General features: G+C 69.0%; 18 protein-coding genes. 5 read left to right on the top strand and 13 right to left on the bottom strand.

The window, feature by feature from the left end; genetic code table 11:
• Nucleotides 1-11 precede the first annotated feature (11 nt).
• The 8 genes from ACZ1DY_RS40880 to ACZ1DY_RS40845 form a co-directional block, all read right to left on the bottom strand.
• Nucleotides 12-950 (bottom strand): hypothetical protein, encoded by a 939-nt coding sequence (locus ACZ1DY_RS40880; RefSeq protein ID WP_465482883.1) that lies wholly within the window; start codon nucleotides 948-950, stop codon nucleotides 12-14.
• Between the two features lie 280 nt (nucleotides 951-1,230).
• Nucleotides 1,231-1,434: a hypothetical protein gene (locus ACZ1DY_RS40875; RefSeq protein ID WP_465482882.1), complete on the bottom strand. Its 204-nt coding sequence runs from the start codon at nucleotides 1,432-1,434 to the stop codon at nucleotides 1,231-1,233.
• 208 nt (nucleotides 1,435-1,642) lie between these two features.
• On the bottom strand, nucleotides 1,643-2,131 hold the full coding sequence (locus tag ACZ1DY_RS40870; RefSeq protein WP_465482881.1) for a hypothetical protein: 489 nt from the start codon (nucleotides 2,129-2,131) through the stop codon (nucleotides 1,643-1,645).
• Between the two features lie 111 nt (nucleotides 2,132-2,242).
• The gene (locus tag ACZ1DY_RS40865) at nucleotides 2,243-3,379 is read right to left on the bottom strand and encodes a hypothetical protein (protein WP_465482880.1); all 1,137 of its coding nucleotides are present in this window, start codon (nucleotides 3,377-3,379) and stop codon (nucleotides 2,243-2,245) included.
• Between the two features lie 5 nt (nucleotides 3,380-3,384).
• The gene (locus ACZ1DY_RS40860) at nucleotides 3,385-3,960 is read right to left on the bottom strand and encodes a hypothetical protein (RefSeq protein WP_465482879.1); all 576 of its coding nucleotides are present in this window, start codon (nucleotides 3,958-3,960) and stop codon (nucleotides 3,385-3,387) included.
• Between the two features lie 162 nt (nucleotides 3,961-4,122).
• Complete coding sequence (locus ACZ1DY_RS40855) at nucleotides 4,123-5,097, bottom strand: C40 family peptidase (RefSeq protein ID WP_465482878.1); 975 nt, start codon at nucleotides 5,095-5,097, stop codon at nucleotides 4,123-4,125.
• A 65-nt stretch (nucleotides 5,098-5,162) separates the two neighbouring features.
• A complete protein-coding gene (locus ACZ1DY_RS40850) occupies nucleotides 5,163-6,236 on the bottom strand; it encodes a replication-relaxation family protein (RefSeq protein WP_465482877.1) in 1,074 nt (357 codons plus the stop codon).
• Nucleotides 6,237-6,356: 120 nt separating this feature from the next.
• Nucleotides 6,357-8,903 (bottom strand): type IV secretory system conjugative DNA transfer family protein, encoded by a 2,547-nt coding sequence (locus tag ACZ1DY_RS40845; protein ID WP_465482876.1) that lies wholly within the window; start codon nucleotides 8,901-8,903, stop codon nucleotides 6,357-6,359.
• 139 nt (nucleotides 8,904-9,042) lie between these two features.
• On the opposite strand from ACZ1DY_RS40845, the gene ACZ1DY_RS40840 reads away from it, so the two are divergent.
• Both ACZ1DY_RS40840 and ACZ1DY_RS40835 read left to right on the top strand, forming a co-directional pair.
• Complete coding sequence (locus ACZ1DY_RS40840; RefSeq protein WP_465482875.1) at nucleotides 9,043-10,308, top strand: DUF6236 family protein; 1,266 nt, start codon at nucleotides 9,043-9,045, stop codon at nucleotides 10,306-10,308.
• Nucleotides 10,309-10,608: 300 nt separating this feature from the next.
• On the top strand, nucleotides 10,609-11,253 hold the full coding sequence (locus ACZ1DY_RS40835; protein ID WP_465482874.1) for a class I SAM-dependent methyltransferase: 645 nt from the start codon (nucleotides 10,609-10,611) through the stop codon (nucleotides 11,251-11,253).
• A 113-nt stretch (nucleotides 11,254-11,366) separates the two neighbouring features.
• On the opposite strand, the gene ACZ1DY_RS40830 is transcribed toward ACZ1DY_RS40835, so the two are convergent.
• The 5 genes from ACZ1DY_RS40830 to ACZ1DY_RS40810 are packed head-to-tail and all read right to left on the bottom strand — an operon-like array spanning nucleotide 11,367 to nucleotide 17,787.
• Nucleotides 11,367-13,220, bottom strand: coding sequence for a VirB4 family type IV secretion system protein (locus tag ACZ1DY_RS40830; RefSeq protein ID WP_465482873.1), 1,854 nt, complete (start codon nucleotides 13,218-13,220; stop codon nucleotides 11,367-11,369).
• Between the two features lie 5 nt (nucleotides 13,221-13,225).
• Nucleotides 13,226-14,422, bottom strand: coding sequence for a PrgI family protein (locus tag ACZ1DY_RS40825; protein ID WP_465482872.1), 1,197 nt, complete (start codon nucleotides 14,420-14,422; stop codon nucleotides 13,226-13,228).
• Between the two features lie 9 nt (nucleotides 14,423-14,431).
• Nucleotides 14,432-16,561 (bottom strand): hypothetical protein, encoded by a 2,130-nt coding sequence (locus tag ACZ1DY_RS40820; RefSeq protein ID WP_465482871.1) that lies wholly within the window; start codon nucleotides 16,559-16,561, stop codon nucleotides 14,432-14,434.
• 3 nt (nucleotides 16,562-16,564) lie between these two features.
• On the bottom strand, nucleotides 16,565-16,921 hold the full coding sequence (locus ACZ1DY_RS40815) for a pilin (protein WP_465482870.1): 357 nt from the start codon (nucleotides 16,919-16,921) through the stop codon (nucleotides 16,565-16,567).
• Nucleotides 16,912-17,787: a sigma-70 family RNA polymerase sigma factor gene (locus ACZ1DY_RS40810; protein WP_465482869.1), complete on the bottom strand. Its 876-nt coding sequence runs from the start codon at nucleotides 17,785-17,787 to the stop codon at nucleotides 16,912-16,914. The genes ACZ1DY_RS40815 and ACZ1DY_RS40810 overlap by 10 nt, the downstream gene beginning before the upstream one ends.
• A 416-nt stretch (nucleotides 17,788-18,203) precedes the next feature.
• Between ACZ1DY_RS40810 and ACZ1DY_RS40805 the strand changes: the two genes are divergently transcribed.
• The 3 genes from ACZ1DY_RS40805 to ACZ1DY_RS40795 all read left to right on the top strand — a co-directional run bounded on the left by ACZ1DY_RS40805 (nucleotide 18,204) and on the right by ACZ1DY_RS40795 (nucleotide 21,173).
• Nucleotides 18,204-19,142 carry a hypothetical protein gene (locus ACZ1DY_RS40805; protein WP_465482868.1) on the top strand — a complete coding sequence of 313 codons (939 nt, stop codon included), beginning with the start codon at nucleotides 18,204-18,206 and terminating at the stop codon, nucleotides 19,140-19,142.
• A gap of 68 nt (nucleotides 19,143-19,210) precedes the next feature.
• Nucleotides 19,211-20,215 (top strand): TRM11 family SAM-dependent methyltransferase, encoded by a 1,005-nt coding sequence (locus ACZ1DY_RS40800; RefSeq protein ID WP_465482867.1) that lies wholly within the window; start codon nucleotides 19,211-19,213, stop codon nucleotides 20,213-20,215.
• The gene (locus tag ACZ1DY_RS40795; RefSeq protein WP_465482866.1) at nucleotides 20,208-21,173 is read left to right on the top strand and encodes a DNA cytosine methyltransferase; all 966 of its coding nucleotides are present in this window, start codon (nucleotides 20,208-20,210) and stop codon (nucleotides 21,171-21,173) included. The genes ACZ1DY_RS40800 and ACZ1DY_RS40795 overlap by 8 nt, the downstream gene beginning before the upstream one ends.

Genomic DNA, 21,173 nt, shown 5'->3' with positions numbered 1-21,173 from the left:
ACGGGCACGCGTCAGGCTTGCAGCGCGGGCTCGGTGTTGTCGTTCGTTGCCGACACGTCGGTCTTGTCCGGGTTGATGGCGAACCGCTTCGGCGCCTCGCAGGTCTTGCGCGCGTACCCGTCGGCGACGAGCTTCTCCAGGGCGTTGTTGACCGCCCCGCCCGAACGGCGGAGGTCCTTGCCGATCTTGGCTGGGCCGAAGCTGTCACCCGGGTGGTCGGTCAGGTATTCCTCCACCAGGGCCCGCAGACCGCCCTTGCGCAGGCGGTCCTTGGCCTTGGCAGCAGTGTCGGCGGTGTCGGTGCCCGCAGGCGATTCTGCCGCAGATGGCCCGGCTCCGGCCTCGCTGTCGGCCGGATCCCCCGGTGTGGTGTCGGGCAACGGAGTGGTGCTGTTCTCGGCGTCGGAGGCAGTAGCCGACCCGGCCTCGTCGATGGTGGTGTCCGTGGCGGTGGATTCCGGGGCGTCAGCGACGGCCGGACCGGTGGCGGTCTCCTTCACCGCCGTGGTGATCGCGATGGTCGCGGCGTCGGCGTCGGCGTCGGAGACGGGCTCGGTTGCCGCCTCGGTGTCGGCGGCGGTGTCGCTCGCCGTGGTGTGCGATCGCGTATCCTCGGTGCCGGGTGCGTCGGTGTCACTGCCTGACGGGGTGGCCGCCCACGTGTCGGGATTGCGCGGACCGTCTCCGGCGGTCCGGATCGCGGTGCCGTCGCGCCCCCAGCGGGCCAGGATCTTCGCGGCAGTGGAACGGCCGACTCCGGCGGCCATCGCCAGTGCGGCGGTTGTGGCGCCCGGGCTGGCGCCCAATGCTTCCCGCACCTTGTCTTCCGTGGTGGGCGCGTTCTGCTGTCCAGGGGCATCGGCCACGACGTGCAGGTGGCGGTCGTCGTCGATGGCGTTGGTGGTGTCGGTGGTCGGGGTGGTGCGGGGGTTGCGGTCCTTACGGGACATGACGAACTCCAGGTGTTGGAAATGGGATGGTCATGCCCCGGCCGAGGCAATGTGGGCCCGCCGGTGCGCATCCGGTTGTTCGGGCTACACGTCTATGGACGCTTCGTCACCGCGCGATTGTCAAGCGATCCGTCAAACAAGACATGTGTCTCATGTGGACACGTCGTGTCATGGCGCAGTGGGGGGATAGTCTGGCGTAGCCAGGCAGGCTAGTTGGAGAAAACGCCACCCCGGGCATGCTCGGTGGTGTGCCGATTCGTCGCCCGACGAGGGTTGACGGTTATCGGCGGTTGGTGCCACGGCGCCAGACGCTTTTCTCACGGCGGCGGATAAGCCGACGGCGAACTCTTCCTCCGGCCTTGCCGTTGTGGGCGCGGCCATAGCCGCGCTTGAAGCCGTAGGCGCGGTAAAATCCGTCGTCGAAGTGATCGCCGTCCACTTTGAACGCGCCACGGTTGCGGCGGCAGGCACTCATACCCGGCATGGGAATCCTCCCTGTGATGTGTTGCGGAGCCTTATCAACGCTCGATCCACACGTACATGTCAAGCGCGCCTTGGTCTTTCGGCAGAGAGGATCCTGTGGTCAATGGCTAGGGCACTGTGAGCTCTGGCAATCGTCGCTGACTGCTCACTACGGGGCGCGGCTCGTGATCGCCGCGCCCCGTAGTGGGCTGTTGCCGTTTCAGGGGCCCTTACCCGTGGCGGAGAGGTGCATCCGCAGGTTCGGGCCGGGACAGCGTGCCCCAGAGTCCGACGGCGCCGACGCCTTCGGCGTAGACGGTCCCACTGTCGTGGACGGCTTGGATGACCACGAGATACCGCAACTGGTACGGACTGCTGACGAAGCGATTGTAATGGCTGGCGAGCGCGAACGTCGACCGGAAGACGTCCCGCGCCACGTCCATGCTCGGGGCGTCGGCGGTGCAGTGGTCACTGTGGGGCAGCCCGGAGATCGTGATGAGGATCTGATTCTGCGGACCGGATTCGTCCGCTACGACGGCGAACTCCGCGTCGGCGTGGATCATGTCGTCATCCTGGACGGCGACGAGGTCCTCGCGGATACGAGCGGCGATGTCCCGAAGTGACAGTTCAGCGGTGTCGTCGTGGAAGTCGCCCACGATCGCCACGGGTGTTGGAGCTGGCACGGTTGCCGGGGTGTCGGTGCTTTCTGTGGTGGTCATGTTGTTGTTTCCTTCTCTGTGATGATCGCCTGCGGGTGCAGGTCGTCTGTTGTGGACAGTCGCGGCCAGTTCGTCCCACGGTGCGGCGATGGGCGTCGGCCGTGTCCGGGTTCAACGGCGTAGGACGTTGACGCGTTCGCCGCCGATGAGGGGTTTGTCGTCCGGTCCGGCGAGGTGATCGGCGATCCAGATCGGGCAGTGGTCGCTTCGGCTGGGGTAGTACTGGTTGCGCCAGTGGCCGCGAACGATCCAGCTGTGGCGGTATTCGCGTGTGCTCGTGTCGGAGCTGTCGCTGCTGTGGTCGGTGGGCGCGGTGCGGGCGCGCCGGAGGTCGACGAGACGGACGTCCTGATTGAGGGCGGGGTCGTAGCGTTCGATGCGGCGGCGGGCGGCGCGGGGCGCGCTGACGCGTTCGGAGCGCACGAGGGTCTGACCCATCAGCAGCCAGGTGGCGAGGATGGTGCGCTGCAAGGCGATCTGGGCGTCGATATCGGCGGCGGACGTACCTTCGGTCAGCGCACTGGGCCAGCCCTTCATGTCGGTGAACGTCATGGGCGTGAGGCCGCACCATTCGTATCCGTGCGGAGGGGAGAAACTCGGCGGAATCGGTGCGCGTTCGGCATTACGCAGAAACGTAGCCAGGATGTGCTTGGCGCCGAGGTCGACGGCGTCGTCGTGACTGGCGGGTTTGTTGCCCGGCGCGGGTACTGGCAGGTTCAGCGCGGCGGCTGTCCGCATCTGGGACAGGGCGTAGTCGCGGGGCAGACGGGCGAGCCTGCGCCCGACGCCGACCGCTAGCGGTTCGGGGTCGGGGACGGTTCCCCAGCTCTGCACCCACAAACCACCGCGCCCTGGACCCCACGAGACCAGCGATACGGCCTCGTGCCGCGCAGAGGCGGTTCCTGCGACGGGCGGGTGCTCGTACACCATGAGCCCCACGGGGGCGGGCAGGTCTTCGGGGTGAAGACGGTAGTCGGACAGAGTGGTCGCGGCGTGGCTCGCGAGGTCGGTCAGGTCGGCGGAGACGTAGAACAGCTCGGCGGCCGGGATCTGGACGCGGAGCGTGTCCGCGATCGTGGCGCCGACGTCGTCCAACGGCGGGAACGCGGGCTCTCCCGCCGTATCCTCGGGCCGGGGGCCGACGAAGAACCGGAACCAGTTGCCCGCCCCGTCCAATCCGGGATCACGGGCCCATTCGCTCATCCGTGCCCGGATCTCGGGCACGTCGCGCGCCGTGACGGCCACCACGGACGTCACCGACCCGGTTCGGCGGAGAGTTTCGCCAGCGCGGTCTCGACGTTCCGCCGCATCTTCGACGACGCGCCGGGATGGTCGATCAGGTACGCCAGCATGTGCGGAACCGGGGCAGGGTCGGCGTCACGTGTGAGCGCGGTCAGGGCGTCGGGATGGCGTTGGCACACCTCGCCGATCGCCGTCGGTGCCAAGGGGTACCAGAGATCGCGGATCTCGTAACAACCGTCGTCCCCAGGACGGATCAGGCGCGGCTGAGGTTCCAACGAGTCGTGGAGTTTCAGGGTGTCCCCGTGCCAGGTGAAGCGATACTGGTGGGGGCCGTAGAACGATTCCAGGTGGACCCCGATCCAGCGCGCGACAGCGGGACGGCACCGCAAGCCGATCTCGGCATCGTTCTTCAGATTGTGCAGGGTCGGGAAGCGGGTCTGGTCGTCGATGGTCCCGGGTGGTGTCTCGTCGGCGGGGATGATGCCGGGGAATGCCGGTTTGTACGGCATCGCCACCCACACCTCGCCGTCCGGCAACACCGGAAGTACCGCGGCACAGCCGGGAACGGCCGCGTGTAGTCCGTCCATAAGAGGCACATCCCTTCGACGATGTGGCGCACGTTCTGCGCTATGACATGTCCAGGGACGCTCCGTGTATGCCGGGATGTCAAGCCAGATATAGGTTTTCCCTCGACCCCCGGTGAGATTTCACCGAATAATGGGAACTATCCACACAAGACGCGACCTTGATTAGCCTGCGGGGCGCGTGGCACCCGCATAGTCGTCGCCGGGGTAGCGGTAGTCGTCAATTTGCACGGGTTGCGAGAAGTCCGGCGCGTTCAACATCTTCCCGCCCCCGAGATAGAGCCCGACGTGCCGGATTTTCGACGGTGAACCGTAGAACACGAGATCGCCTGGCAGCAGTTGCCCGTCGGGCACTCGTGGTCCGGCGTGGTACTGGGTGTGCGCGGTGCGGGGAAGCGAGATTCCGGCGGCGTCGTAGGCGGCCTTGGTCAGGCCCGAGCAGTCGAATCCACTGTCGCCGTTCTGCGGGCCGTCGCCACCCCAGACGTACGGCAGTCCTCGTTGCCCGCACGCGTAGTTGATCGCGGTCATCGCGGCGGCGGTGGGTGCCTGGATATTGTTGCAGTCACCGGTCCCGGCCATCGCGGGCGCGGGCTGGCAGCGCATCCCGGACACAGCGGCGACGACCGCGCGCGCCTTGTCCTCGTGCTGGGCGTAAGCGTGAGGGAAGCCGGAGCCCTGCACGGTTTGTGCGGCGTCGTTGACGCTCATTGTCTGCCAGTTCGGTGTGGCGGTGAGGCGTTCGAAGAACTTGGTCGCCGCGTAGGTCGGGGTGGTGATCTGTTGCGGGGTGCCCCACCCCATCGAGGGGCGTTGCTGGAAGAGTCCGAGGGAGTCGCGGTCGCCGTAGTGCAGGTTGCGGAGCTGGGATTCCTGCATGGCGGCGGCGATCGCGATCACCCAGCCCGGTTCGGGTACGCCCATCTGCTTGCCGACCGCGACGATGGTGGCGGCGTTGGCCATCTGCTCGGAGGTCAGACCGGGCACGGTGCCGGTCGGTGTCCCGCCGGGCGTGCAAATCAGCGAACTCGTGCCGCTGCTGCCGAACAGGGCGCTGCCGATGCCGGCGACACCGGCGCCGATGAGCAACGGAATGGCGAGGACCATGGCGGCGATTCCGGCCCCGAGTTTGCTTCCCATGGCTGAGCGCTCCTTCTGGCGGTGATGATCCCCGGGCCCGGTGCGGCGGATGTGGCTACGCAGAGCTAGCGCTTGCCGCGAGCGACCCGGTTCGGAGTGGCGTTCGGCGGGATCGGACTTGGTGGCGGCAGCCGGTACGGCGAGGCGCCCGTGGCGTCACCGGCGTCGTCCTCGCTGTTCTCAGTGCCGGGGCCGGCTGGCGGTGACAGGCTGGGCCAGGCGTCGGAGAGGTCGGCGAGGTTGTAGCGCGGTCCTGCTCGATGGGCCCGCGCGGAGGTCAGCGGCAACCAGACCGCTTCCGCCGGGCTCGGATGAGGCGCGGCCGGGTCGAGCAGGTCGGCCGCGGCGGTGGCCACGGGCACCGAATTCGGGTCGTCGAGTCCGGCGTGCACGCGGGCAAGGGCGGTGCGGGCCCCGGCTTCGCGGCGGGTGGTGGGCAGCCACACCAGCACTGGGGTGGCGATCCCTGTGGACTCGGCCAGCCGCCCGTACCCAGCGAGTTTCCGGCCGACCTTGGACAGGGATTCGGTGCCGGTGTCGAACTCGAGGAACCACTCCACCTCCCGACTGGTGCCGCGCCAGCGGCCGTAGCCGTCGGGGATGACGAGGTCGCCGAAGTGGCGGGCGCAACGGGATTCTGACCACCACGCCCTCAGCGCTTCGCTCGTCTGGCTGTGGCGGGTGCGGGCGATGAGGGAGGTGAAGAAGTCGTTCACGCCGACGGTGTGGGCGAGGCGCTGGTTGTGGGCGATACCCATGGCGCGGTCGTGCCGGTAGCCGAGGTCTTTGACTTCGAGGCCGTGTTCGGCGGCGAGCACCGCGGCCCCGGCTGGGCCGAGGACGTAGTGCATGGGTGCGGAGCCGACTTGCCGGAACGGCTGGAACCGCGACACGGCCCGCCAATGGAGGAGATCGAGCAACCGCTGGCGGGCTGAGCGGCCGGAGGGGAACGCGGCGTCCTGGACTTGGAAACTGGTCAGGACCCAGTGCTCGTGCAGTAAAGCCAGGAGCCACTTGTCCCGGGGGGTGAGGCGCGAGGCGAGCATGGCCTGATGCTCGACCGTGCTCGCCGCGCGGGCGGTGCGCCGGCCACGCAGATGGCCCCGCAGGGTGTGTTGGCGGGTAGTGGTCGTTATCAACAGGCCCTCCTGTGGTTGTCAACAGGCTGTGGACAAGTGCTGTGGGCAGACCGGCCGCAGGCCACGACCGAGAACCGGGTATTCCCAAGGCGTGAAGGAAATCCGTGGTGTACAGGTGCCCTAGGGGCGTGTGCGGCGGGGATCGGTCCTGGGCGGCCGGGTGGGCGGTATCCGCGCGGTGGTCGTCGCAGGGCTGCCGGTGCGAGATGGCGTGCCACTGGTCGCGGAGGTGTGTGCGCGGCGCTGGGCGCGGAGCGCGGCCCGGATTTCGCGGGCACGCCCGGGGATCGGGTCGGGCAGCGGTTGGGTGGTCATGGTGAAGGGTTCGGTTTCCTCGCCGTGCACGACCAGGCGTGCGGCGGCGTGGTAGACGCCGAGGTGGGACAGGTCGTGTTCGGAGAGCCGGGGTGTGGTGTGGCGGGCGAGTTCGCGGGCGTCTTCGGGGGAGGCGGAGTAGATGATTTTGTTGCGGGCGTTGGTGGAGAGGCCTTCCTTGAGTTCACGCGATAGCTGCCCGAGGTGTTGGTGGGCGAGGATAAATCCGTTCCGGAACGCGCGGGATTCGGCCAACATGTCTTCCATGGGGTAGGGGAGATGCAGGAAGTTGTGACATTCGTCGATGACGGTGTGCGCGTCGGGGCGCAGGCGTTGCGGGACGCGGGCGCGGGCGGTGGTGGCCTGCCAGGTGCGGGCCACGACCAGTGACCCGACCAGCCGTGTGGTCTCCTCACCCAGTGATCCTTTGGGGATCCGTACGAGGCAGATCCCGCCCTCGTCGAGCACCTGAGACATGTCCACTGTGGACCGTCCTCCGGCGATGGCCTCTTTCACGAAGGGCCGCAGCAAGAATGCGCGAAGTTTGTTCATGAGCGGCGAGATCACCTGGGAACGACTGGAGTCGGTGAGTTCGTCGTACCACTCCCAGAATCCGCGCAGTACTGGGTCGGTCAGGCCGGTGGTGATGCGGGAGCGGAACGCCTCGCTGGTCAGGAGTTTCGGGAGGTCTGCCAGGGTGGGCACGGCTTCTTGGGCGCGCAGGGTGAGGCAGGCGGCGCGCATGAGGTCGTCGGTGCGCGGTCCCCAGAACGCGCTGTAGACGCGGCGGAAGACGGAGACGAGGTTGTCGACCTCGCGGTCGGTTTCCCCGCCTTCCAGTGGGTTGAGGATGGGTGGGCGGTGCCGGGAGTCGGCGTCGAACAGCACCACCCGCTCGGCCGCGCTGCGGGGGAGGCGGTTGAGGATGTCGGTGACCAGGTCGCCTTTCGGGTCGATCAGGACGACACCGCGCTGGTTGTCGACGTCGTCGAGGATGATCTGGCCGAGCAGGGTGGACTTCCCGGAGCCGGTCGGCCCGACCAGGTGCAGGTGGTAGCGGGCGTCGGCGAGCCGTAGGCCGACGGGGCGTGCGTGGCCGGTGTCGGATTGTCCCAGCGGGATTACTCCTGGGCCTGGGGTGGGGATGCCGGGTGGTGGGGCGACGGCTTTGGCTCCGGCGCGTTCGACGCCGGGGATCTCGGTGTCGGTGGGCAGGTGTGCGAGTGCCGCGAGCTCGGGCACGGAGAGCAGGTCGCCGCGGTCGAGGCGGCGGTCGGCGAGCGCGTGGGCGGGGTGGCGCAGGCGTGTGCGGGTGTAGTGGTTGTGGCCGGTGTAGGCGGCGAACGCGGCCGCGAGTGCGTGCGCCCGCCCGCGCGCCGTGTCGCGAACCTGGCGCACCCGGTCGCCGTTCGCGTCCTCAGGAAGGTCGGTAGCCACGGCGTACCAGATCACGGTCTCGTACTGGGATCCTCGCTGCTTGCCCACGATGGCCTTGTTCTGTGCCGAATATTCGAGCGACAGCTGCGGGTCCTGGCTGATGCGCCGCGAGTCCGAGGCCCGGCGGGCGCGGGTGGCGCTGACTCCTGGGGTGATCGCGTCGAGGATCCGGCCCCCGAGATGCCCGGAGGAGCCGTGGTGGACCCGGCGGGCGGCGCGGCGTGCTTGGGCGACTCGGCGGCCGGTGACCGGGCGGGCGAGGATCTGCACGCAGGCGCGCTCGTCCCGGCCGAGCCCGACCGGTGCGCCGAGCAGACCGCGGATCGGGTCGGCGTCGAAGGCGGTGCGGATGGGGAGGGCTTCGGCGCGGGCGAGGCGAAGCTGGCCGCCGACGGTGATCCGCCGGCACCCGGCCGTCATGGTCGGGAACGGTGAGGTGGCGGGGCTGGTGCGGGTGTGGGAGCCGGGCCAGGCGGCCTCGATCGCGCGTTCCACCAGCGAGGGTGGGATGACGCCGGGGACCCAGAACTGCACGGTGACGCCGTGCTCGCCGAACACGTACTCCATCGCCAGATGTGGCTGCCCGGCCCACCATCGCCGCCAGGCGGGCCGCAGGAGTCCGACGAGGTTGGACCAGACCGCGGCCCCGCCGGCGGGATCGACGGTGGGCGGGGCGAGCACGGTGATCCGGCGAGCATCGGCCAGCAGCGCGGCGTGGCAGCGGGCGCGCCAACAGCGGCGCGCCACGACCGCCCCCGCTAGGGCCACGACGAGGGCTGGGATGACGATCGGTCCCCAGTTCAACGCCCAGTCGCCTGCGACGGCGAGCAGGTGACCGGTGGTGCCGCCGGGGTCGCGCAGGTAGTCAGTCACCCAGTTCTGTGTCATCGGTAATGCGGCGGCGTGCTCAGCCATGGTGGAACTCCTGCCAGGAATCCTTGAGGGAAAGGGATAAAACGCGAGCGGCCGTCGACCACGCGCCCTGTCGAGCGACCGCGAATACCCGCTGAGCCCGCTATAGTTCTCGGACGCGAGGTTCGACGAGGGGCGTCCAGTGGACTCGATCGCTTTGTATTACCCGTATATCCACGTCCGCGACGACACGTGGCTGAAGTACGCGGCCCTGTATTGGCCCAAGCTGGCCAGGCTGCGGCCTCGCGACTATCCGACGTTCGACTCCTCGGTAGCGCGCGCCCTGCAGTACGACGCGAGATGGCTGATTGACATCGAACCGCCGCAATGGGCGGCCACCCAGATCGCGCCCGCGTTTCTCGAGCTGATCAATACCCGCACGCAGGCGCTGCGGGACAGTTTCGGGCTCCACCGGATCGGGCAGTGGGGGCATGGTGCCGACACCACCATCGGCTACCTCGATAACGGCAACGTCGCGGGGCCGCCGGTGTTCTATGGATCGGCGGGTGGCGCGCCGCGATCGGGGCCTGTCATGAGGCCGCGCAGGAGGGTGTCGGTGCCCCGATTGGATCCCCGGTTGGGATACATCCATCTCGACAAGATCTTTCCTGACGCGGTTGAAGCCGCGATGAACGCCGGACTTGCGACTCTTCAGGAGGGGCATGGGGGAACCTGGGTCGGAATGCACCCAGAGCTGGCAGCTGTCTATACCTGCGCCTTGATCGAGCGCATCGCGATCGAGGACCACCTGCATCCGGTCACCGATCAAACCCTGCCCCATTCCGCCGAATCGGGCTGGACCCTCGAGCGCCTGATCCAGACGCTGATAGATAAGGAACCCGTCGGGGCGGTCGCCACACAGGCTCCACGTGACCTGCTGGATGCCTTTGTATTCCTGGCGTTCGAGACAGTCGTACCCGCTGACCTCGACCGTGTGCCGATCGACAAGATCATCGAGGTTCGCTCGCGGTTCGGCACCGAACTCGACGCGTTCCGCCTCTACGTGACTCAGCAGGTCGAGCGGCTCGCCGAACTCCAGGACATCCGCGACCTGCCCGTCTTCCACGAGTATCTGCAGACCGAGGTGCAGCGCACTGTCACTGGGCAGTTGGAGCAGTTGCGGGAGCGGCTGCGCAGCGTCGGTCTGGAGTCCGCGCGAGCATTGGTCAACGTCAAGTCGGTCGCTCTGCCCCCGCTGGCCGCGGCAGCCGCCGGCACCATAGGGCTCTCGCCGGCGATCACCGGGCCAGCGGCGCTGGCCGCCTGCGTGGTTACCGCGCCTACCCAGTGGCGCCGGCAACGTCGGGACGCCATTCGGGAGTCGCCGGTCGGCTATCTGCTCCGAATCGACCAGAAGCTCAATCCTGCCAAGCTGATCGAGCGGCTTCGGCGGACTTGGCCAACGTGACCGGCGGTGTCGCGAACCTCGGAACCAGGGGCTGCTCATGACAGCTCCACCCACCCTGAGTCCTGCTCCGGATCCTCGAGAGACGCGAGGAACTTCGGGTCTGTCGCCGCCACCGTTGACCACCCCGGTGTCAGGAGGCATCAAATCCACGAGCGATGAGCTGCCCGTTGCCGCCACCGCACGCTCGCCTGCCGTACAAACCTCTGGGGGACAACAACCATGGTGCTCAGGTGCCTGCCCAATGACGAACAGATCGAGTCGGCTGCCTACGAGATCGCGATCAGACATATCGTTCCGGTCATGAACACGGACGACTGGTTGGCCGACACCCGGACCTCGTACGACACGGTCGCAGTTAGCTATGCCAACCAAGTCCGTGGTGCCCTCGCCGGTCACCAGTACCTTCGCGCGGCTCTGGCGGTGTTCGCCGACTGTGTGAGGGCCGGGGGAGGCGGGCCAGTAGCGGACGTCGGCTGCGGCCCCGGAGAAGTCACCGCCTACCTGCACGAGCTCGAGGTCGACGCCTTCGGCATCGACCTTTCCCCAGGGATGATCGACGTGGCCCGGCACGAGCACCCCGGTCTGCGGTTCGAGGTGGGCTCGATGACAGACTTGGACCTCCCAGCAGCTTCGGCGGCTGGCCTGCTTGCCTGGCAGTCGTTGATCCACATCCCCGACGGCGATGTGCCGACAGTCTTCGCGCACTTCCACCGAGCGTTGCGTCCGGGCGGACCACTGCAACTCCTGTTTCACGTAGGCGACGGGTCGCAGTTGAAGACCGAGGGTTACGGCGGCCATCCGATGAAGCTCCATGTCCACCGCCGTCGGCCGGAAAGGGTCGCATCCTGGCTGCGTGAGGCCGGATTCGAGGTCGAGGCCCAGTGGCTGCTCGACCCGGACGAGCAATTTCCGCAAGCGATCCTTTTCGCACGTAGCCGTTCCTAACGACTGCATCCATCGCGATATGGATCGGGCGATACCCGTGCCGGTTGGCAGTACAGGTGGTGCGCTGCCCCAACTACATGCAGTTCCTGAACCCCGGGACCGCGATACCCTCATTACAGCTCCACCCACCCTGAGTTCGTGCCGGAATCCTGAAGAGCTGCGAGGAACTTCGGGTCAGTGGTGACCAGGAAATCCTCAGTGGGCGAGGCCAGCGACTGAAACGCCACCCTGTGCGTACCTGCGGACAGCAGGCCCTGGCCGCGGTCGGCGGCGAGCAGGAATTGGCGTTCTCCGGCGGAGAGATCGAAGGCTTCGGTGATCTCGTCGATGGCTTGCGGTGCCTGGCGTAACAGCACTTGGGTGGCGGCGTTGCTGACGATGGCTTTGCCCAGGTCGCTGCTGAGCACGTCGGCGATGTCCTGGGTCGCGACGGTGAGCCCGCACCAGTGTTTGCGGGCGGCCTTGGCCATGCGGAACAGGAATCGTGCGCCTTCGGGCTGTTGCATGAGCAGCCATGCCTCCTCGACCACGACCAGGCGGGGTCGCCGGTGGGCGGGGTTGGCGACGCGTCGCCAGACGGTGTCGAGCACGAGGAGGGTGCCGATCGCGCGTAGTTCGTCGGGCAGGTCGCGTAGGGAGAAGACGACGAGGTGTCCGTCCGGGGTGGCGGTGGTGGGCCCGTCGAAGAGATCGGCGAACGAGCCATCGACAAAGGGATGCAGCCTGGCGGCGAGGTCGGCGGCCACCGCGTCCCCGCCGTCACCGGAGGCGGCGAGGACGTCGCGCAGGTCGCGTAGCAGCGGCGCCGGGCGGGTCCAGGTCCGAGTGTCGTCGGTGATGCCCGCGCGGGTGTAGGTGGCGGTGATCGCGGTGTCGAGCACGGCGCGTTCGGCGGCGGTGATCTCGGTGCCGAGGAGCACGGCCAGGACGGTGTGCAGGAACAGGCTGCGTCGTGTCACCGCGTCCCGTGGGGCGGTGCGGCGTCCGCGCGGGTCGGTGTGCACGGGCAGGTCGAACGGGTTCAGCCGGACCCCGTCCCCGCCAAGGTGGACGTAGGTGCCGCCAACCTGGGCCGCGAGGCGGGCGTATTCGTCTTCGGGGTCGATGACGAACGCCTGAACCGCCTCCGATGTCCGCCCGCTCTCGTCGTCGCCGAGATGACGGTAGAGGTTGCGCAGGGTCTCGAGTTTGACGAGATAGGACTTGCCCGCGCCGGAGCGGCCCAGCACGACCATGTTGTAGTTGTCGCACGCGAACCGGTCCCAGTGCACCAGCCCGGAGGAGCCGACGTTGTAGCCGTAGAGCACTCCGGTGGGGGCGGAGGTGGCCGGGTCGGTCGGAGGTAGATCCGGGGAGGTGAACGGATACGCGGCGCTGACCGCGGCGGTGTCGAACGTCCGTGTCAGACCGAGCGGGTCCAGCCCGAGGGGCAGGGTGGTGACCCACCCCTGCAAAGCCCGGTATGTCGTGGGTTTCGCGTCCAGCAGAAGAGAAGCGCACAGAGAACGTAAGGCGGAGACCTCCTCGGCGAGGGAGGTTTCGTTCGGGGCGTGCACGGTCAGGTACAGCCCGAATCGGAACAGGCGTCCATCGCCGCGGGCGATGCTGCGCGAGAGGTCGGCGGCGTCTTCGGCGGCGGCGTCGAGGTCTGGGTCGTCGAGCCGGCCATGCCGGGTGTTGTGGCGGCGCGACGATTCGAGTTTGGCTCGTTGCTTGCGCAGGCCGCTGGCGGCGGTGGCCGAGTCGACGGGCTGAACGTGAACCGACACGTCCACCCTGGCGGGGTAGGTGAGCAGCGGCGCCAGCCAACCGGGATAGACCTCCTGCGGGTAGCCGGTGACGCCGAAGGACGCGACGAATTCGTTGCCGACCTCGAGATGCCGGGCGGACACCGACAACGAGTCCGGGGTGAACGCCCCCGCCGACCCGGAGCGGGACGTCGAGGCAGGGTATCTGGTGCGTGGCATGAGGTTCACCTGCTTTCGCTCTCGTCGTCGTAGTCCCAGTCCTCGTCCTCGGACAGCCAGGGCCCTGACGTCTGCGAGCGACCGGAGCGCGGTGCCGTTGCGACATCGGCATCGTCGTCAGGGCCGTAGAGGTCGGTGAAGGTGGTGGTGGCGGTGATGACTTCGTCGGCTCCGGCCAATTCGGCGGACGGTGGCAGGAAGGTGTCGGGGTTGCATGCCGCCGCCAAGACACTCGTCGCGGCGGCGGCGTCGAGCGGGGTGGCCACGATCCCGGCCGGGCTGAGCAGTTCGATGGCCTCGCCGAGCCGCCGCGCCAGGCGTTGCTCGGCCGCCTGCCGTACCCCGTCGTCCATCAGTCGTTCGTCTCCGCGATGGCGTTGCCACGGCAGCACACTCGACGCGGCGACGGGTGCCGAGCCGGTACGCAACGGTTCACGCAGAACGAGCAAGACCTGGCGGCGCAGCAGATCCGCCTGGGCGGTCAGCTCGGCGAGGTAGTCCGCGTGATCCAGCGCGACGGCCTCCAGCGCGGGGTGCGGGAGCCCACCGGCACGGTCCCGCAGCTCGGCGATCTGTGGGGCGAGGTCGAGACGTTCGGCGCGCACCAGGATCTGTACCGGGGCGGTCAGGCTGTGCAGGTAGCGCGCGAAACTGGCGACGAGTGCCTCCTGCTCGCCCGGTGTGCGGAGCGAGAAATTGACGGTGCTGCATACGGCGATGACCGCGAGCCCGTCGGCGCCGAGGTCGACGATCCCGGCATGTGCGCCGGTGTCGGCGACACCTTGGGCGGGCAGCTGAAGCGTTGCTGGCGACACCGGTTCGGCCGAGGCCGTGCGCCTCACAGGGCGACCGCGCGTGCGGGCGTTGGGGCCCTGGGCGGTCAGCCACGCGGGGGCCGGACGCACGCCTTCGGGTGCGGTGACCCGGTGCCGCGGCGAGAGGTGCTGGCGGATCGCGGCGAGGGCGAGTTTGTCCAGGGGTAGGCCGTCTCGCTGGCCGAGGGCCAGCACGGTGGCTGTGATCGCGATCGGGATAGCGACGAGGAGGAACACGGGCAGTGGCACGAACGCGTGGGTCGCCGAGTGCAGGCCGTAGAGCAGGAGGCCGGTGACGCCGAGGATCGCGAGCTGCCGGGCGGTCAGCGGACCGAGGATCCGGTCCGGGCGGTCGACATCGGCGGGCACGCGCACGGGAGACGACATGGCGGTTCCTCACTTCTTCTTCGAGCCACGCCGGGCGGGCAGGTCCAGGGGCAGGCGCAGTTGCGTTCCGGTGCGCCGCTTCGGCGCTGCCGAGACGGGTGGCGGTACGGGTTTGGGCTGGCGCTGGACGCCGAGTGGCAGCGGGTACTGGCCGGAGGCGAGTGGCCGGTTGCCGGTGTAGGCGTCGCGGAGGGGACGGCGGTGCGCGCGGGCGGCCTTGGTGATCTCCCCGGATCTGGAGATCAGCGCGGGCCCGGTCTGCGGTGCCCGGTTCGTGCGGGCGGGATCGGCCAGATCGTCGGCGAGCGTGCGCCGCGGCGGGCGCGGGGTCTGCGGTGGCAGGTGGATCGGCAGCATCCCGGTGCTCGGGGCGATCAGCGCGCCGGGCAGTTTCACCGGTGGCCTGGCCCGGCGGTTGACCTGCCCGTCCGGATGTAGCAGTCCCGGTTGCGACACAGGCGGCACCGCGGAGTGCCGGGCGGCGAGGTCGTCGGCCAGGGTGCGGCGAGGCAGTCGGGAGGGGTCGCGGTGCACGGTGATCGGCAACCCGAGCTGGTCGGCGGGGAGCGCGTTGGGCAGGTCCTTGAGCGGTATCGCTCGCGGGTTCGGGCTGGCGGTCACGGCGTCGCCGGCGCGGCGAACCGTGAACAGCGACGTCTGGCCGGGACCCGGGGCACGGTCGGCGGGAAGGCCCGGCCGGGGCGGCTCGTCGAAGCCTCGGCGCGGTGTTCGGAAGGGCTTCGCCACCCGCCGCACCCGCAACGGCAGCAGGTACTGCCCCGACCGCGTGGACGGCGGGTCCGTCGGCATCCGATCACGTGGCGCGCGGCTGGGCTTGCGGCCCTTGCCTCCGAAGAGGGAAGTGGCGCCGCCGAGCAGGCCCATGGTCTTGTAGGCGATCGCGCCGCGCACCAGGGACCCGAGAAGTGAGCGGCCGCCGCTGCCGCGCAGGGGTTGCAGGCACCAGAACGGGATCTTGACCAAGATCCACATCAGGGCGACGCAGAACAGGAGGTTGGTCAGCCCGTTCAGCGTCGGCCCGAACACGGTGAATCCGCCCGGGGTGAAGAACACCCGCAACGCCACGCTCAGCGCCACGGCCTGGCCGATCGGGATGACCAGCACCAGTCCGTATGCCTTCCACCAAAAAACGGCGACGCCCTCGGTGTGAGGGAGGGCGTGCCACATCAGCACGAACGGCGCGGCCGCGATCAGCAGCATCGTTGCGATGACCCGGACGATGAACGTCAGCAACAAGACGACGAGCATCGCCGCGAGCGCGAGTCCGATGAACAGCAGCCAGCCCGCGCCGCCGTTGAGCGAGCCGAGGATCATGTCGGTCATCGCCTTGGCGGCGGTGTCCGGGTTGACCGCGCCGGTCATCAGCGCCGAGCTGACGGCGTTGGAGATCTCGATGCCCTGGGTCGCCACGAACTGCGACAGCGTCCCGGCGAGGAACCCGATCGCGATACGGGGTGCGATCTCTTTGATCGTGTACCGGGTCTGCAGGGTTTCGTAGCCCATCAGGAGCAGGCCCGCGATCACGACGATGCTGCTGTAGAAGGCGAGCATCAGGTGCCAGGAGTCGGTCCATGCCTGGCCGATGCCGGGAAGCAGGTCAGGGTGCGGTGTGGACAGCACCGTCTTGCCGAGCAGGTCGAGCAGTGGGTTCAGCGCGCCGATCACCAAGCCGCGGAAGAAGCTGTCGATGGCCTCGGTGACACACGCGACCGGGTCGGTGAACCCACACTCGCTCTCCTCGCCGGCGGGATCACGCGGAGACGGTTGTGGGATGCAGTTCGGGCCCTCGCACGGCTGGCTTGTCGGCGGCGGCTGGGTGGGCAGGTTGCCGCACTCGGGCATGACCGCTCCGGGGAAACACGACACCGGTGGCGCCGACGGACCGGGCACCAGCGGCGTGCTCGGCGGACCCGTTGGCGGCGTCGAGGGCGAGGTTCCCGGCAGCAGGCAGGCGGGCTCGGTCGAACCCGGTGCACAGCTGGGATTGGGCGGCAGCGGCAGCACCGGTTGTTGCGCGGGTTCGGGGGATGCCGCCGCGGTCAGCGTGATCCCGGCGAGAGCCGTCAGCATCAGCACCAGGACTACGCGGGTACAGCGTCGTGTGTTCGGGGCGGTCATGGTTCACACCCCGCCCACGATGCCCTTGAGGATCTCGACCACGATCGGGGCGAGCGCGGCGAGTCCGAAGCCGATGCCGGCGGCCTTGAACGCGCCCTTCGCTTTCTCGATCTCGCCGGGGTCACCCGAGGCCATCAGGTAGCGCAGGCCGCCGATGGTGATGAACACGACCGCGACTCCGGCGAGGATCCCCATGATCCAGTTGCGGATGTTGGTGAGGACCTGATCGACGGTCTGGGCGAGTGCGACGTAATGAATCGTGTCCGCGCGCGCGGACGAGGACGACAGCAGCAGCCCGAAGGCGGTCAGCCACCCGAGGAACATGATGACGCGGCGGTAGTGGTGCGGTGTCAGTCGCATGAGCCGACCTCCCCGCAGACGTGGTGTCCGCTCGACGCGACGCGGGTGCCCGGCCTGGCTCCGCCGGTCACGGTGCGTGAGTTCGCCGAGCCGTGCGCGGCGGACGTGCCACGGTGCTCGTCGCGCAGGTAGGTAACGAGACGCGCTTCGGCCCGGGCGCGGCCCTTCTGCGCCGTCCGGTAGCGAAGGCCACGGCTGCGTGCCGCGTCGGCCAGGGTCGTGTCGCCGAGCCGGGTTTCGGAGATCAGCGCCGCCTGCTCGGCGGTGATCGCGCCGGCGTGCACGGCTGTCTCGAGCACCAGCTCCGGATGGCCCTCTGGCGGAGGTGGCCGCAGGGCGTTGTACACCAGATCGCCCGCCGGGATCGGCTTTCCGACGGCGTCGTCCAGAGCCAGCAGTCCTGCCCGGAACGCCACGTAGTACAAGCGCGCGAGGATCGCCGGCCGGGCCAGGTCGACCTCGTCTAGCTCCTGCACGAACGCGGTCAGGACGGCGGCGTTGATGTCGTGGCGATCGCCGGTGAACCGGCGGGTCACGGCCGTCGCGGCACGCAGCAGTGCGGGCAACGCCATCCCGACACACGCCACCGTCCAGGTCCCGCGTTCGGCGCGGGCGCGTGTGACCAGATACCTCCACGCCGCGTCCCGTGTCGCCTGAGCACAGCCGTCCGCGCGCAGCAGCGAGCCGAGCTCGTCCAGCAGTACCGGTCGTGGCGGCACTCCGGAGATCTCGCGGCCGTCGACACTGACCGGATCCGGCCCGGTCACCAGCCAGTCGAAACTGGACCGCGCCATCGCGAACACATCCGTGTATGTGGTGAAACGACGATTGTCGCGGGCTTCGTCGTCGGGTGCGGAAGAATCCATGACGGCTCCCTGTGAAGACGGTCGAAGAATGCGTCAACAAAGGAAGCCACGCGAAGCGCATCATAATCGCCTCAAAAGCGCTTCATGGGCGCCTCAAAGCCGCGGCAAAAGCGCCTCGGTGGCTCGGGGATCGCCTGTGTTCTGCGACTTTAACTGGTGCTTCAAGTGCTACGAGGGGCTCGAAGCTCACCAGGAAATGAATCAGTCGAGTCGGATGTCCATGTTTTCCTTCGACCATGAGAGGAAACGATGTTTTTGCGGTTATCGGCCGCCCCGATATTGGTCCGAAAGAAGTCATTTCAGCACTTTATTGGCGGGTGCCTGTCTCCGAGGCGGCCTTTTTTCGGTATTGCTTTGTGACAGCACGAACCAGGCCGGGCGTCGCCCCGGCTGTTCCGCTCGCAGGAGGACCTCTCATGGCCCAGCAATCACCGGATGGCCGTCCCGGAAATCGGCCGGACCCGGCCCGCCCGCCTCGCGCTCGCCGCGGCGGCGACCGTGCCCCTTATCCCGGCGCCCGCACCACCGCGTCGGCCGGCCGACAGACCCGCGCGACCTCGCGTCCCGAGGCGCCGCGCCGACGTACGCCGGTCGTGTCGACAGCGCCGACTCCAGCGACGGTGTGGACGTGCGGAGGCGAGCCGATCGACGCCTCCACGCGCTGGCCGGTGCCGATCGTCGAGTCCATCACGGCGGCGTTCACCACCCCCGGCGCGCACGTCGTTCTGGTCGACACCGGCACCGCCCCGACGGTCCCCGAGAAGGAGCTGATCGCGGCCCGAGACGCGGTCCGCGCCCTCGATCGCACCGCCGACACACTGACCGTCGACACCGGTGCGACGGTGTCCGGCTCCGCCGCGCGGCCGTTCTGGACCGACCTCGTCACCGACCCGCCCGCGGCTCGCGTCAGCACGTCACCCGCCACTACTGAGACATCCGGAACGGACGTCGGCGCGCGGGCGGATCTGGTGCTCGTCTCGGTGCCCGCCCGCGCCGGCGGGACGGTACCGCTGGACCGGCTCGCGCTGCTGGCGGCGAGGCGGTTGCGGCACGGCGGCATCTTCGCGGTGTACACGCACAGTGACTGGAATCAGGGGGAGCTTGTCGACCCGACCGGTGCGATCGTGGCCGCCTGCCAGCACGCCGATCTGCTCTACCTGCAGCACATCGTCACCCTGCACGCCCCGGTCCGGCAGGGGCGCCTGCACACCGTTCCGAGCGCGGCGGCGGACGCCGAGTACGACCGGGCCCGGCAGCGCGCGGCGGTGCGCGGACTGCCCACGCCGCACCTGCGCGCACACGGCGACGTTCTGGTGTTCGCCCAGCCCGCCGACACCGCCGGGGAGGACCGATGACCCCGTTGTCGCCGCGCCCGTCGGCCCCGCGATCCGTTCTTCCTTCCCCCGCGAAAGGCACCGTGCTCATGTCCCGGACTCAGCCATCGACATCATCCGTCAGCGGTGCTGACGATCCGACGGTGCCGATCTCCCGCGCCGTCATCGACGCCCTCGACATCGTGGGCAACGGTCCGGCCGGGACAGCGACGGCCATCGGCGCGGAAGACGTGCCGCTGTCGGTGTGGGCGACCGCGCAGACCTCGCCGGCCGCGCAGCGCAAGGGCCGTTACGTGCCCGAGTCGACCGCGCATCCGGCCAAGATGCTCCCGGCCGTCGCGGTGCACGCCATTCGCGCCTACACCCGCCCGGGGGAGCTGGTGTTCGACCCGATGGCGGGAGCCGGCACCACGCTGGTGGAGGCGCTCGACGCCAGGCGCCGCGCGGTCGGTGTGGAGTACGAACCGCACTGGGTCGCCGTTGCCCGGGCGAATCTCGAGCTGGCGCGGAAACGCGGGCACGACCACGACGCGGAGGTCGTGCGCGGTGACGCGCGGCAGCTGCCGTTCCTGCTGCCGGAGAAGTACCGGGGACAGGTCGCACTTGTGGTCACCTCGCCGCCGTACGGACCGTCGACGCACGGTCAGGTGGTCACCGCGACCACCGATTCCGACGACGGGAAGGTGCACAAGTTCCATCACCGTTACGGCTCCGCGCTGGATCGCGGGAATCTGGCCAACGTCGGCCACCACCGGTTGCTGGCCGGGTTTACCCGGATCCTGTCCGGGTGCGCTGCCGTGCTGCGCCCTGGCGGGCACGTCGCGATCACCGTGCGCCCGTGGCGTGAGCACATGGAATTGATCGATCTGCCGTCGCAGATCGTCGCCTGCGGTCGCGCGGCGGGACTGGTGCCGGTCGAGCGATGTGTGGCGCTGCTGGCGCGGGTCGCCGATCGTGATCTGGTCGCGCGCGGCAGCTTCTTCCAGCGTGACTTCATCCGCAAACAGCGCGCCCAGGGTTTGCCGCTGCATCTGATCGCGCATGAGGACGTCATCGTGCTGCGCCGGCCGCTCGAGCAGGCACGCGATGTCTGAGCATTCGCGGTTCGTCGCGACCGACGGCCCGGTGATCGGGTCGCTGTGCACCGGGATGGCGGGTCTCGACCTCGGTGTCGCCGCCGTTCTCGGCGGCCGGATCGTGTGGTACTCCGAGATCGATCCGCACGCCGCCGCCGTCCTCGCCGAACGGTTGCCCGGTGTGCCGAATCTGGGCGATCTCCGTGCCGTCGACTTCGCTGCGGCCGCACCGGTCGAGGTGCTCACGGCGGGCTTCCCGTGTCAGGACATCTCCGCGGCCGGTCGGCGCGCGGGCATCGAGAAAGGCGCTCGCAGTGGACTGTGGAGCAGCATCCTGGACGCCGTTCGCGTTCTTCGACCCCGGCTCGTCGTCGTGGAGAACGTCGCCGCCCTCTGCTGGAAGAACGGCGGGCTCGACCGTGTACTCGCGGGGCTGGCCGAAACGGGGTATGACGCGGTCTGGCGTTGCGTACGAGCCGCCGACATCGGCGCCGCCCACCGCCGGGAGCGGGTGTTCCTGTGTGCCGTCGCCCGGCCGGGAGGGGGCCCGGATGATGCCGACCCCGCAGGCCCGCGACGGCGAACCTCGCGGCCCGGTCGATCCGGCACGTCGTCGTGCGGGCGGGCATCAGGTGAACCTCAACGACGCGGTGGACGCGGTCGTCCGCAGATCGTGCTGAGGCCAGGCCGTCCGACCCCGGCCGGGTGCGTGCTGCTGCCGAGCACGGTGGCCTCGGACGCGAAGACACCGACGAGCGGCACGTGTTGCGCGGCATCGCGAATTCCCGAGGGCGTAGCAACAAGGAGGGCGATCTCTTGTGGACACGCAACGACTTCTGCCGACCCCGCGGGCGACCGACGGCACCAAAGGATGCCCGGCGCAGCGCGGTTCGAAAGGCGACCTGATGCTGCCCTCGGTCGTCATCGCCGTCACCACGCCCAAGCCGAGAACCCGGGTGCGGAAGAAGGTGAGTGA

It is taken from the genome of Amycolatopsis sp. PSD-21, assembly GCF_055561455.1.
Note: the sequence above shows the minus strand (reverse complement) of the source record. Positions and strands in the feature narration are given on the sequence as shown.

What these genes read in the sequence shown, in the direction of transcription:
- ACZ1DY_RS40800 (WP_465482867.1), top strand. Translation starts at nt 19,211, where the DNA reads ATGTCCCGGACTCAGCCATCGACATCATCCGTCAGCGGTGCTGACGAT.
- ACZ1DY_RS40810 (WP_465482869.1), bottom strand. Translation starts at nt 17,787, where the DNA reads ATGGATTCTTCCGCACCCGACGACGAAGCCCGCGACAATCGTCGTTTC.
- ACZ1DY_RS40860 (WP_465482879.1), bottom strand. Translation starts at nt 3,960, where the DNA reads ATGGACGGACTACACGCGGCCGTTCCCGGCTGTGCCGCGGTACTTCCG.
- ACZ1DY_RS40855 (WP_465482878.1), bottom strand. Translation starts at nt 5,097, where the DNA reads ATGGGAAGCAAACTCGGGGCCGGAATCGCCGCCATGGTCCTCGCCATT.
- ACZ1DY_RS40835 (WP_465482874.1), top strand. Translation starts at nt 10,609, where the DNA reads ATGAACACGGACGACTGGTTGGCCGACACCCGGACCTCGTACGACACG.
- ACZ1DY_RS40825 (WP_465482872.1), bottom strand. Translation starts at nt 14,422, where the DNA reads ATGTCGTCTCCCGTGCGCGTGCCCGCCGATGTCGACCGCCCGGACCGG.
- ACZ1DY_RS40815 (WP_465482870.1), bottom strand. Translation starts at nt 16,921, where the DNA reads ATGCGACTGACACCGCACCACTACCGCCGCGTCATCATGTTCCTCGGG.
- ACZ1DY_RS40795 (WP_465482866.1), top strand. Translation starts at nt 20,208, where the DNA reads ATGTCTGAGCATTCGCGGTTCGTCGCGACCGACGGCCCGGTGATCGGG.
- ACZ1DY_RS40830 (WP_465482873.1), bottom strand. Translation starts at nt 13,220, where the DNA reads ATGCCACGCACCAGATACCCTGCCTCGACGTCCCGCTCCGGGTCGGCG.
- ACZ1DY_RS40875 (WP_465482882.1), bottom strand. Translation starts at nt 1,434, where the DNA reads ATGCCGGGTATGAGTGCCTGCCGCCGCAACCGTGGCGCGTTCAAAGTG.
- ACZ1DY_RS40870 (WP_465482881.1), bottom strand. Translation starts at nt 2,131, where the DNA reads ATGACCACCACAGAAAGCACCGACACCCCGGCAACCGTGCCAGCTCCA.
- ACZ1DY_RS40820 (WP_465482871.1), bottom strand. Translation starts at nt 16,561, where the DNA reads ATGACCGCCCCGAACACACGACGCTGTACCCGCGTAGTCCTGGTGCTG.
- ACZ1DY_RS40805 (WP_465482868.1), top strand. Translation starts at nt 18,204, where the DNA reads ATGGCCCAGCAATCACCGGATGGCCGTCCCGGAAATCGGCCGGACCCG.
- ACZ1DY_RS40880 (WP_465482883.1), bottom strand. Translation starts at nt 950, where the DNA reads ATGTCCCGTAAGGACCGCAACCCCCGCACCACCCCGACCACCGACACC.
- ACZ1DY_RS40845 (WP_465482876.1), bottom strand. Translation starts at nt 8,903, where the DNA reads ATGGCTGAGCACGCCGCCGCATTACCGATGACACAGAACTGGGTGACT.